Source organism: Corallococcus sicarius (assembly GCF_003611735.1).
Classification (GTDB): Bacteria; Myxococcota; Myxococcia; order Myxococcales; family Myxococcaceae; genus Corallococcus; species Corallococcus sicarius.
The window spans coordinates 1-11670 of the sequence record NZ_RAWG01000312.1 but is presented as its reverse complement, the minus strand read 5'-3'; the positions used below and the strand labels follow the sequence as shown (position 1 = coordinate 11670).

At 71.7% G+C, this 11670-nt stretch carries 10 protein-coding genes and 1 other RNA gene; 9 read left to right on the top strand and 2 right to left on the bottom strand.

Annotated features, from left to right (window positions below):
• The first annotated feature begins 110 nt into the window (after window positions 1-110).
• Window positions 111-674 carry a hypothetical protein gene (locus tag D7X12_RS33540; protein ID WP_120629292.1) on the top strand — a complete coding sequence of 188 codons (564 nt, stop codon included), beginning with the start codon at window positions 111-113 and terminating at the stop codon, window positions 672-674.
• 9 nt (window positions 675-683) lie between these two features.
• Here the strand turns inward: D7X12_RS33540 and rnpB are convergent.
• An RNA gene (gene rnpB, locus D7X12_RS33535) (RNase P RNA component class A) lies at window positions 684-1077 on the bottom strand.
• A gap of 174 nt (window positions 1078-1251) precedes the next feature.
• Between rnpB and D7X12_RS33530 the strand changes: the two genes are divergently transcribed.
• The 8 genes from D7X12_RS33530 (at window position 1252) to D7X12_RS33490 (ending at window position 11188) form a co-directional block, all read left to right on the top strand.
• Window positions 1252-1701 (top strand): AAA family ATPase, encoded by a 450-nt coding sequence (locus tag D7X12_RS33530; protein ID WP_120629291.1) that lies wholly within the window; start codon window positions 1252-1254, stop codon window positions 1699-1701.
• Window positions 1688-2455: a tRNA(His) guanylyltransferase Thg1 family protein gene (locus tag D7X12_RS33525; RefSeq protein ID WP_120629290.1), complete on the top strand. Its 768-nt coding sequence runs from the start codon at window positions 1688-1690 to the stop codon at window positions 2453-2455. Before D7X12_RS33530 ends, D7X12_RS33525 begins: the two co-directional genes overlap by 14 nt.
• Complete coding sequence (locus D7X12_RS33520; protein ID WP_120629289.1) at window positions 2452-2922, top strand: hypothetical protein; 471 nt, start codon at window positions 2452-2454, stop codon at window positions 2920-2922. The genes D7X12_RS33525 and D7X12_RS33520 overlap by 4 nt, the downstream gene beginning before the upstream one ends.
• A 142-nt stretch (window positions 2923-3064) precedes the next feature.
• Window positions 3065-3568, top strand: coding sequence for a hypothetical protein (locus tag D7X12_RS33515; protein WP_244224940.1), 504 nt, complete (start codon window positions 3065-3067; stop codon window positions 3566-3568).
• 23 nt (window positions 3569-3591) lie between these two features.
• Window positions 3592-5565, top strand: coding sequence for an Hsp70 family protein (locus D7X12_RS33510; protein ID WP_279637258.1), 1974 nt, complete (start codon window positions 3592-3594; stop codon window positions 5563-5565).
• A 6-nt stretch (window positions 5566-5571) separates the two neighbouring features.
• The gene (locus tag D7X12_RS33500; protein ID WP_120629288.1) at window positions 5572-7092 is read left to right on the top strand and encodes a S16 family serine protease; all 1521 of its coding nucleotides are present in this window, start codon (window positions 5572-5574) and stop codon (window positions 7090-7092) included.
• A complete protein-coding gene (locus D7X12_RS33495; RefSeq protein ID WP_120629287.1) occupies window positions 7089-9422 on the top strand; it encodes a J domain-containing protein in 2334 nt (777 codons plus the stop codon). Before D7X12_RS33500 ends, D7X12_RS33495 begins: the two co-directional genes overlap by 4 nt.
• On the top strand, window positions 9419-11188 hold the full coding sequence (locus tag D7X12_RS33490) for a tetratricopeptide repeat protein (RefSeq protein WP_120629286.1): 1770 nt from the start codon (window positions 9419-9421) through the stop codon (window positions 11186-11188). The genes D7X12_RS33495 and D7X12_RS33490 overlap by 4 nt, the downstream gene beginning before the upstream one ends.
• Window positions 11189-11215: 27 nt before the next feature.
• Here the strand turns inward: D7X12_RS33490 and D7X12_RS33485 are convergent.
• On the bottom strand, window positions 11216-11670 hold a 455-nt coding region (locus tag D7X12_RS33485), incomplete at its 5' end, for a ribonuclease HI family protein (RefSeq protein WP_244224939.1).

Below are 11670 nucleotides of genomic sequence, written 5' to 3'. Positions count from 1 at the left end.
CACCTGCGCGAGCAGTGCGTCGAGGGGGTTCGGGGTCTTCATCGCCGCTCCGCATACACCAACACGCAGTTGGATGCAGCGCCCGTGGCCGGCTAGAACGGCCCTCCGCCATGCGCCTTCCGCCCCTGAACGTCCTGCTGTCCGCTTCCGTCCTGCTGGGCACTTCCAGCGCCTGCATCGTGGAGGCCCCCGGAGGGGCCAGCCCCGAGGAGCGGCGCGCGGCCACCGTCACCCAGGTGCCCCCGCTGTCCATCCGCAGCGGCGCCAACTTTGGCGGGAAGGTGGAGGTGGTGGGGGCGTCGGTGCAGCCGGGCCGCATCCCCGCCGGGGACCAGGCGCGCGTCACCGTCTTCTTCAAGGTGCTCCAGCCGCTGGAGGAGGACTACCTCATCTTCGTCCACGTGGAGGACGCGGACGGGCGCATGGAGCGGCTCAATGTGGACCACAAGCCCGCGGGCGGGCTGTACCCCACGACGCAGTGGAAGGTGGGGGAGACGGTGAAGGACGAGTTCATCGTCGCGCTGCCGCAGGGCGCCTCGCCGCGCTCGGTGAACCTGTGGATGGGGCTGTGGGAGCCGCGCAACGACGCGCGCCTGCCCATCACCAACCCGCAGGCGGTGCGCAACGACGGCAAGGGGCGCCTGCTGTTGGCGCAGGTCCCCGTGGGCGGATGACAGGGAAAAAACCGGAGCGGCCCTGTAAGCCGGGTTCTGTCCCCACCCCTTTCGGGATGGGCGATGAACATTCATCTAGGGCCCTGGTTGCCCAGGGGCCTCATCAGCGAGCAACCCGAACGCGTAGGACGGGCCATCCCTGTCCCCTTTCGGGGACGCGTTCCTATTGGCTCTTGCTCCAGGTGGGGTTTACCGAGCCGTCCGAGTCACCCCGGACGCGGTGCGCTCTTACCGCACCGTTTCACCCTTACCCGCCCCCTTGCGAGGACAGGCGGTCTGTTTTCTGTGGCACTTTCCTGCGAGTCGCCTCGACTGGCCGTTAGCCAGCACCCTGCCCTGTGGAGCCCGGACTTTCCTCCCGCCATCCATGCCTGCGATGGCCGGCGTTCACCCGGACCGCTCCGGCACCTCCGGGGATACCCCAGCGGCCCGCGCGGGTCCACCTTCAGGATGGGACGATGTCGAGCGCCCGCCGTCCCGAACCCCGGCGGGTGAGCGTCCGGGGGCTTGTCGGGTTTCCCCGCGCCTGGGCGTCCCGAAGTCCCCGCGAGCGGTCGCGCGGGAGGGGAGGGACGGAATGGAAGCGGTCATCTTCACGGGCATCCAGGGGGCGGGGAAGAGCACCTTCTACCGGGAGCGCTTCTTCACCACCCACGTCCGCCTGAGCCTGGACATGCTCAAGACGCGGCACCGGGAGAAGGTGCTGCTGCGCGCGTGCCTGGAGGCGAAGCAGCCCTTCGTGGTGGACAACACCAACCCCACGGCGGCGGAGCGCTCCCGCTACATCGCCGCCGCGAAGCAGTTCGGCTTCCGGGTGGTGGGGCTCTACTTCCAGTCGAAGGTGGCGGACGCGCTCCTGCGCAACGACCAGCGCCCGGTGGAGCAGCGCGTGCCGTGGGTGGGCGTGCTCGGCACCTACAAGCGGCTGCAGGTCCCCAGCCCGGAGGAGGGGTTCGACGCGCTGTTCTTCGTCCGGTTGTCGCTGGACGGTTTCTCAGTGGAGGAGTGGCAACGTGAAGTTCGATGAGCTCGACGAGAAGATGCGCGTGTTCGAGACCGCGCACGACCTGTGCGTGCTGCCCGGCGTGTTCATGGTGGCGCGCATCGATGGGCGCGGCTTCACGCGGCTGACGAAGGAGGTGCACGCCTTCGAGAGTCCCTTCGACGTGCGCGTGCGCGACATGATGGTCGCGACGACCGGGCACCTGATGGACTGCGGTTTCCGGGTCGTCTACGGCTACACGCAGAGCGATGAGATTTCGCTGCTGTTCCACCCGGACGAGGACACCTTCGGGCGCAAGACGCGCAAGCTCAACTCCATCCTCGCGGGGGAGGCGAGCGCGAAGTTCTCGCTGCTGCTGGGGGATCTGGCCGCGTTCGACTGCCGCATCTGCGAGCTGCCGAACGCGGGGCTCGTGCGCGACTACTTCCGCTGGCGCAGCGAGGACGCGCACCGCAACGCGCTGAATGCGCACTGCTATTGGAGCCTGCGCCGCGAAGGGAAGGGCGTGGCGGAGGCGACGAACACGCTCATGCGCCTGTCGGTGGCGGAGAAGAACGAGCTGCTCTTCCAGCGGGGCGTGAACTTCAACGACCTGCCGAACTGGCAGAAGCGCGGGACGGGGCTCTACCGGGAGTCGTACGCGAAGGAGGCGCGCGACCCGAGGACGGGGGAGGCGGTCCTCGCGGAGCGCCGCCGCATCAAGGTGGATTGCGAGCTGCCGATGAAGGACGCGTACGACGCCTTCATCCTGTCGTTGCTGGAGGGCGTGGGGCGATGAGCGTGGACCTGGATCGTCTGATGCGTCAGTACCGGGAGTGCGCCCGGCATGTCTGGAATACGTACTTCCAGCCCTTGGAGGACGGCTGGCACGAGTTCGTCAACGTGGAGCACGCATTGTTCCACGGACTCGTCCTGGTCCAGGCCGGGATGGAGAACGTCAGGCCGGACGCTTCCGGCCTCATGGAAGGCATCCGGATGCGTCCATGCTTCCCTCCCGGGGGGCACCTGGAGATCTTCCACGTGAAGACGCCGACGGAAGGGGACCGGGCGGTGGAATGGCAGCAGGGCCGCTTGAAACCCGGAGAGACGGACCTCCGGTTCCAGGGCTTCTTCGACTGGGCGAATCATGACGACCCGCAGGATTATCGATTCGTCCGGGCGCGGGTCCTCGCGACGCAACAGCCAGAGCTGGAGGGCTGTGACGTACTACTGGAATTCCAAACCGTGACGTTCGAGCGGGTGTAAGGCTCTTCCGGCGATGCCAGTCCTGGGTCGTGAGGCGCTGTCCTTCCCGGGGCGGGGGATTGCGCGCGTTCGCCCGGGTGCCGCAGGATTCGCGCTCGCGCCACCGGGTGCCCCGATGCACGGCGCGAAGGTTTCGAGGGGGATGCACATGGTCATTTTCGGTTCGAGGCTCTACGGCAAGGTGGATGAGGTTCCGGGCCTGGGCTTCGTGGCGACGAAGTTCGGGCACCTCTACTACGTGCCGCTCATCCCCACGGAGGGGTGGCTCGTCGTGGCCGAGGAGGGCGATGGCTGGCGGGGACAGGCCATCCCGGTCAGCGGCAAGTCCGTGCTGGTGGCGTGGGCGCGTGCGGCGTTCCTCATCGGAGGGATCATCAGCCTGCTCACGGGCCTGATCTCCCTGTCGAACATCGAGAACGGTGCCGCCACCGTGCTGGGCGTGGTGGCCGTGCTCTGCATCGCGGGCCTGATCACCTCGTACCGCTGGACGTGGGTCACCCAGGCGTCGCCGGAGCGCGCGCTGGAGATCGCCCGACAGGCGGGCCTGAGCGAGGAGTCGCTGGCCGACCTTCGCCAGGGTCATGAGGCGCCTGCGCCGGTCCCCGCGGCCGTGCCCGCCCGACCCTGGACGCCGCCGGAGTCCTAGCACCACGAGGGTGGTCCCTATCCATGAGTCATGTCGTTGGTATCGATCTGGGCACCACCCACTCCCTGGTGGCCGCGCTCGACGGCGCGGGGCGGCCCGTCCTGCTGCCCAACCGTCTGGGCCAGCGCCTCACGCCCTCTGTCGTAGGGCTGGACGCGGAGGGCCGCCTCCACGTCGGTGAGTCCGCGCGCACGCAGCTGCTCGTGCACCCGGAGCGCACCGTCGCGGAGGTGAAGCGGCGCATGGGGCGCGACCTGCCCGTGACGCTGGGCGACCGGCGCTACAGCCCCACGGAGATCTCCGCGCTCATCCTCCGCGCGCTGCGCGAGGACGCCGAGCGGGCCCTGGGCGGCGCCGTCACTGAGGCGGTCGTCACCGTGCCGGCCTACTTCAGCGATGCGCAGCGCCAGGCCACCAAGGACGCGGGTGAACTCGCGGGGCTCAAGGTGGAGCGGCTGCTCAACGAGCCCACCGCCGCCGCGCTCGCCTATGGCGTGAACCACCTGGACGCCGAGCAGTACGTGCTGGTGTACGACCTGGGTGGCGGCACGTTCGACGTGTCGGTGCTGGAGATGTTCCAGGGCGTGTTGGACGTGAAGGCGTCGGCGGGCAACAACCAGTTGGGGGGCAGCGACTTCGACCAGGTGCTGGCGGCGTGGTTGGCCGCGGAGTTCGAGCGCGCCCATGGGGTGTCCCTGGTGGGGAACCTCGCGGCCCAGGTGCGGCTGAAGGCCGCCGCGGAGGCCGCGAAGATCGCGCTGACCTCGGTGGAGGCCACGCCCGTCATCGTGCCGTTCCTCGCGCCCGGGCGAAGGGGTGTCCCCGCGTCGCTCGAGGTGGAGGTGACGCGCGCCCGGTTCGAGGGGCTGGTGACGGACCTGGTCCGCGCCACGCTCGAACCGATGGAGGGCGCGCTGCGCGACGCGAAGCTGTCCCGCAAGGCCATCGCGGAGGTGGTGCTGGTGGGGGGCAGTTCGCGCGTGCCGCTGGTGCGCCGGCTGGTGGCCGAGTACTTCGGGCGTGAGCCGCGCGAAGGTGTGCACCCGGAGGAGGCGGTGGCGCTGGGCGCCGCGCTGCAGGCCGGCCTGAAGACGGGCGCGGTGAGCCCCGCGCGCGGCATCATGATCACCGACGTGTGCCCCTTCACGCTCGGCGTGGAGGTGGAGGCGAGCGTGGGCCGCGAGCGGGTGGGCGGTGTGTTCTCACCCCTCATCCCGCGCAACACGACGGTGCCGGTGTCGCGCACGGAGACCTTCTCCACCACGTCGGACGGGCAGCGCTCCGTGGAGATCCGCGTGTTCCAGGGCGAGGCACGGCTGGTGCGCGACAACCTGCTGCTCGACGCGTACACGGTGGAGGGTGTGCCGCCCGCGCGTGCTGGCGCGGAGAAGGTCGCGGTGACGTTCACCTACGACATCAACGGCATCCTCGATGTCACCACCCGCGTGGTCTCCACCGGCAAGGAGGCCGTGCTGGTGGTGGACAAGCGCTCCCAGCGGCTCAGCCCCGAACGGCGCATCGAGGCCCAGGATCGGCTCGCGCGCGAGTGGGGCGCGGCACCCGTGGCGTCGGCTCCGGTTTCGGCTTCTGTGTCGGCACCGGCCCTGGCTTCAGGTTCGGCTCCAGCTCAGACGTCGGCGTCGGCTCCAACCCTGGCTTCAGCTTTGGCTTCGGCTTCGACACCGGCCCTGACGTCGGCTTCGGCACCGGCCCTGGGTTCAGCGTCTGCGTCTGCTTCAGCACCGGCTTCGGCGTCGGCACCGGCCCTGGGTTCAGCATCTGCGTCTGCTTCAGCTTCGGCTTCGGCCACCAGGGACAGCGACGCGGATGCGCTGCTGGTCGCCGCGACCGAGCGGATCGCGACCGCGCCCGCCACCGTGCGTCCCCGGCTGGAGTCGCTGTGCGCCGCCTTGCGCGAGGCCCGTGCGAAGGGCGACCGCGTCGCCGCGTCCCGCCTGGATGCCGAGCTGACCGACCTGCTGTTCGACCTGGGCTGAGCGCACGTGCTGCTGACCGAGCTCAAGCGCGCGGTGGTGTTGCGTCCCACCGAGCCGTCTCCACGGCTCGCCCTGGCAGAGGCGCTCTTCCAGGAGCGCGACTACAAGGGCGCCGCTGAACACGCGCGCCGAGCCCTGGAACTGGGCGGTGGCACCGCCGCGCGTCGCCTCCTGTGTGGTGCCTGGGTGCGCGACGGGCGGCAGGAGGAAGCACGCCGGATGCTGGAGGAGTGCGTGCGGCAGTCGTCCGGGGACGTGGCGCCGCGTACCGAACTCGTCGCGCTCCTGGAGGACGCGCGGCCGGACGACGCGCTCGTGCATGCGCTGGAGGTCACCGAGGCCGCCCCCGGGGAGCTGGAGGCCTGGCGCGCCGTCGTGCGGCTCTGTGAACGGACCAGCCGCCCGGACGTGGCCCTGCGCGCGCTGCGACGGGCTCGCGCGCTCGCACCCGATGACATGCGCCTCTCGGAGGCAGTGCTGGGGGCTCGCGCGGCACTGGGGCTCCCGTCCTCCACCGCCATGCTGGACGCGCCCCTTTCGGAGCAGGTCGCCCAGGCGCTCGCGCTGCCCACCGCACGCACCGCACTTACGCAGGCAGGGCTCACCGCCGCGGCCGAAGCGCTCGCACGGGGCGCGCTCGCGGAAGCGAAGCGTCACCTCGTGGTCGCACCCGCACCCGCGCGTGCGAGCGCCGCCGCAGCGTTCCTGCGGGCCGAACTCATGGGGCTCGAAGGGCGGCCCGCGGCGCAGGTCGAAGCCGCCCGGCGCGCCTCGCTCGAAGTGCCTGGAGCCCTGGGGGCCGCCGCGCTGCGCCTGGGCGACCAGCTGCTCGAAGCGGGGGCCCTGGATGAAGCAGGAGCGCTCTACGCACGCGCCGCCGCGAACGGGGAGGGTCCCGCCGCGGCAGGCCGCGAGGCGGAGCTCGCTGAGCGCCGCCGCACCCTCGCACGTGACCTCAACGCCGTGGGTCGCATCGGCGTGCTCGGCTGGCATCCGCAAGGGGGCCACGTCTCGCCGCTCGAAGCCGTGGCCATGCCCGGCCGTGGGGTGCTGCGCTGCACGGGCCGGGTGGGGCCCGAGGGGCAGGAATCCGCCGACGTCGCGTTCAGCGTGCTGCGCGCGCGTGCGCCGACGTTGGGTCTGGGAGAGCTCGTCGCGCGCTACGACCTGCACCTGCACTACACGGACACCGAGGTGGGCAAGGACGGCCTGTCGAGCGGCCTCGCGCTCGCGCTCGCGGGGCTGTCCGCCTACTCGCAGCGCCCGCTCCCCGCGCGGCTCGCCGCCACGGGCGAGGTGTCGCTGTCCGGTGAGATCCGTCCGGTAGGCGGGGTGCACGAGAAGCTGGTGGCCGCGTACCTGGAAGGCATGCGGTGCGTGCTGCACCCGCGGCGCAACCTGAAAGACATCGAAGCGCTTCCACCCGAGGTCAGCAGGCGCCTTCGCCTGGTCGCGGTGGACACGCTGGACGAGGCGTGGAGGGCCGTGCGTGCGGCCACGACCGCGCCGGGAGAGAACCGACGGTGAGCAGCGAGCCCTCGCAGAACCCCTACGACGTCCTGGGCCTCCCCAGGGACGCGGACACCCGCGCCATCAAGAAGGCCTACTTCGAGCGCGTGCGCCAGCACCCGCCGGAGACGTTCCCGGAGGAGTTCAAGCGCCTGCGAGAGGCGTACGAGCTGCTCTCCGACCCGGAGGCCCGTCAGGCGTGGGACGCGCGCGCGGCCACTCCCACGGATGGCCCGGAGGCAGCCCGGTCGGCGCGCCTGCGGGAGGCGGACGAGCTGTTCAAGGCGGGCGACCCGGACGGCGGATACGCGGTGCTTCACCGGCTCCTCGCCGAGGATCCCGCCTGGCACGAGGTGCGCACCCTGTTGGGACGGCACCTCCTCCTCGAGGACAAACCCGCGGACGCCCTCGCCGCGTTCGACGCGGTGGTGGAGCAGTGCCCGAAGGACTGGGAGGCGCACCTGCACCGGGGCTGGGCGCTGCAGCGGCTCGGGCGGCGCAATGACGCGGCGGATGCCTTCTGGCGCGCGGGCCGCTTCGGACCGACCCAGGTGGCGCCGCGCGTGGAGCTGGCGGACTGCCTCGCGGAGCTCGGGCAGGTGGACGACGCGCTTGCCACGCTCGCGGAGGCGCAGGGGCTGGCCGGTGTGACGCCCATGGACATGCTTGCGCTCAAGGTCCGTCGCGCCACGCTGCTGCTGGAGCACGGCCGGAACGCCGACGCTGCGCGCGAGCTGGACGGCCTGGAGGCCTCGATACCGGCGGACGCGGATGCGGAGCTGCGCGGCTGGGCCGGAGGACAGCTCGCCTCCGCAGCGGCCAGCCTCTTCGCGCAGCAGAAGTCGGAGGCCGCCAACCAGCTGCTCGAGCGGGGCCGGCGCATCAACCCCGACAGCGCCACCGAGGTGGCCTACCCGGTCCGTGTCACCCTCGACGTGGCGGCGCTGCCGGAAGTGACCCGGGAGTGGCTGAACACGGAGGCCGAGCGGCACCAGGGCTGGCGCAGGTTCTCGTCGTGGGTGTGGCCCGCGGTGCTCACGTTCGGGCTGGCCGTGGTCACGCTCTCCCTCCTGGTCCTCTTCCTCCGCGCACCCGGCGAGTTCGACGTCTTCTTGTGGGGCGTGTGCGCCGTCTTCGCGGCGGGCTTCTCGGCCGCCACCTTCGCCGCGGCGCGGGTCTTCCTGCGCGCGGCGGAGAGCCCCTTCGGGCTCTTCACGACCGTGCACCCGCTGCATCTGGTCCAGGTGCAGCGCGACCGCATCACCGTGTGGCCGCTCGTGCACCTGCAGGACGTGCGGCTCGTGAACCACCAGAACTACGGCGTCTACACGCACACGGAAGTCGAGCTGCGCTTCAGCAACCAACGCCTGAAAGTGCCGGTGCGCGGCAAGCAGGTCGCGGAGGCGTTCGCCCAGGAGCTGCTCGGCCGCCGTCGCCGCGTGCTCGAGTTGCTCAACCGCGGGATGCTCGATGCGGAGAGTGGCGTGGAGCAGCTGCCCCCGGCGCTGCTGGCGCGCGGAGGGGCTCGCGGTCATGTCCGCGCGGAGGGGCAGCGCGGCCCCGTGCCCGGCATGCTCGCCGCGGCAGGGGTCGGGGCGCTGCTGGTGACCCTGTGCATCGTGCCGCAGTCGCGAAGGGCCGAAGAGCATGTCTGGGGACAGTTCCTGAGCCAGGACGACCTCGGAGCGACGCTCGCCTACCTGCGCGACCGGCCCGAGACCCGCTTCACGTCCGACGCGCAGGCCCGCGTGGACGCGGCCCTGGGCCTGGCGCGCGAACAGCTCACCGCCCGGCTCGACCCGGGCTCCGCCGCGGCCCCGTCCGTCCCCTTCTTCGCGAGCCTCCTGGACGCGGTGTCCCGCACGCACAGCCGGCGGGTGGTCGTGTCGTGGGCCGCAGCGGATGCGCCAGGTGCACTCCCTCCGGGGCCTGGCGCCGAAAAGCTCAAGGCCTCGCGGGCCTTGCGCGACGAGCAGCTCGTGGACGCCTGGCAGCGGCGCTTCGATGAGGCCCTGGGGCAGGGCGTGCTGCGCGTGGACGCGCGCCACGACATGCCGAAAGAGGGACCGCCCATGATGACCCTCCGCGTCCAGGAACAGCTGCGTTCCGCGGGACCCGGGGCCTCGGCGCTGGAGGCCGTCTGGACGGTGACGGCGGATCCGGCGTTCGGAGCCGCGGGGCCCCCGCTGCCGCTGGAACTCGTGGTCCCGGTCACGTCCCTGGAGGGTCCGCACGTCGCCGAGGCCCTCTTCCGCGCCTGGGTCGACCGCTGGCACCTGCCCGGCACGGGCGACGTCCGCCCCTTGCTGTCCACCCCTTCGCTCCTCGCCCAGGAGTCCTCTCCGTGAGCGCCCCCTCGAATTCGCCACGTCGTCGCCTCCTCCTGCTCGGCGGCGTGGGCGCTGCCGCGTTCGCCCTCGTGGGCGGGGGCAGGTTCATCGTCGAGCATGAGCGCGTGCTCTTCCTCAACGGGCTCGACGTGCCGGTCCAGGTCGCTGCCGACGGCGCTCACTTCGAGCTCCCGCCGGGCGGCTCCGACGAGCGCATGTTGCGGACCGGTCTGCACGAGGTGGACGTGCGCGCGGGTGAGGCCCGGCTGGCCCACGACACCCTGTACGTGAGCCCCTCCGGGGGCCTCCACGTCTACAACGTGCTGGGGGCCGCGCCCCTGTACCGGCAGACGATCACCTACTCGTCATCGCCCCAGAGCGATGACGAGTCTGCGCCCCCCGTGCTGCCGCTGGCCGGCAAACCGTTCCTCCTGCTGGGGCACGTGGACTTCGTGCTCACCGATCCGCCGGAGCGCATCGAGATGAAGAGCAGCGACCACGGCACGACCTCGCGCACGCGCCTGGCAGTGCTGTCAGGAGGGTGGAGGATGAGCATCCCCTGGCTCATCGGCACCCACCACCCGGCCGAGGCGGCCCGCCTGACACAGGCCCTCATGCACGCCCTGCCGGGCACGCCGGAACTCGAAGCGCTCGCCGCCACGTCGACGATGGCGAACGAGCACCTGGAAGGCTCCTTCGCGACCGTGGCCGCCGCGCGTGCGTGGCGCGACGCGCAGCCGGACAGCGACGAGGCGCACCGGCTCTGGATCCGCCAGATGCGGCGCACCGGACGCAACGAAGAGGCCCGTGCCTACTATGCCGCCGCGCTCGCGCGCGAGCCCGGCTCCCCGCGCCTGGCGACAATGCTCGCGCGCACCGAGCCCGGCCCCGAGGCGACAGCACGGTTGGAGGCGCTGTGGAAGGAGCACCCCGACGATCCGAGGGTGCGCTGGGGCCTGGTCATCCGCTACGAGCGCGAGCAGCGCTGGAAGGAAGCGCTCGCGTTGTTGGAGGCGATGGAGAAGGGCGACCCCCGCTACCCCGTGTTCCGTGAGACGCACGCGCGGGCGTTGGTGGCGCTGGGGCGCCGCGAGGAAGCCGCGCGCCGGGTCGCGGAGCAGTTGCTCGCGGACGGAGCCGAAAGGCCGGGCTGGGACGACGTGCTCCTGTACGCGCGGCTGTTCGGGCGCTCCACGTCGGAGGCGGAGGCCCCACTCCAGAAGCTCATCGACAGCGCGACCCAGGGGGAGGACGGAGAGGTCCTGCGAACCTGGCTGGCGGCATCGCTGGGTGAGTCCGTGGCCCGCCGCGCACCGGCGGGCTCCGAGCAGACCGTGCTCCCGATGGCGATGCGGGTGTTGACCTCGATCATCCAGGGACCCGAAGCGGCGGCCCGCGTCTGCGCCAACATCGAACGCGCGGTCTTCGGCCACGTGGGCACCGAGGCAGTCGTGCTGCTCGCGGGCGAGTTCGAGCGGCTGGGGGACGCCGCGCTCGCCGCGCGGACCCTCGCCGCATCGGACGTAGCGCTCAGCTACGGAGAGCTGCGGGACGTGGTGCGAGGCACCCGGACCGCCGACTCCCTGGAGGCGTTGGACCTGCCCGAGCGCGCGGCGCTCTCCCTGGTCGTCGCACGCCGGCTGGAGGCCTCCGGTGCCAACGCCGACAAGGCCTACGCGCTCGTGAAGCAGGAAGCGCAGTTGCCGGGGCCCGTCTCCGCGGCCCTCGAGCACTGGCCGCGCCCGGGCGCCTCGCAGAAGAGAGCGGGCGCCACGGAGCCCTGAGCGCCGTACCGGCCGCGCTTCGACGGGCTACATCCGCTCGTCGATGGCGCGGTTGCTCATCTCATCCGCCTCCGCGTTCTGCGCGCGGGGCACGTGGGCGAGCTTCACCTTGCTGAAGGTCGCGAGCAGCTTCTTCGCCTCCAGGAACAAGGGCTTCAGCGTGGGGCTCTTCACCTGGTAGCGCCCGTCCAACTGCCGGATGAGCAGCTCGCTGTCGGCGTACACCTCCACCTCGCGCGCGCCCAGGCTGCGCGCGTGCTGGAGGCCCAGCAGCAGCCCCATGTACTCAGCGTAGTTGTTCGTCTGCGTGCCCAGGAACCGCCCCAGGCGCGCCACCACCGCGCCCTCCGCGTCCATCAGCACCGCGCCCGCACCGGCGGGCCCCGGGTTGCCCCGCGCCGCTCCGTCCGAATAGACGCGCACGCGGCCCGGCGCTCCGGCCGGTGCGGGCGCGGTGCTGATGGACGCGGAGGGCGCGGTGG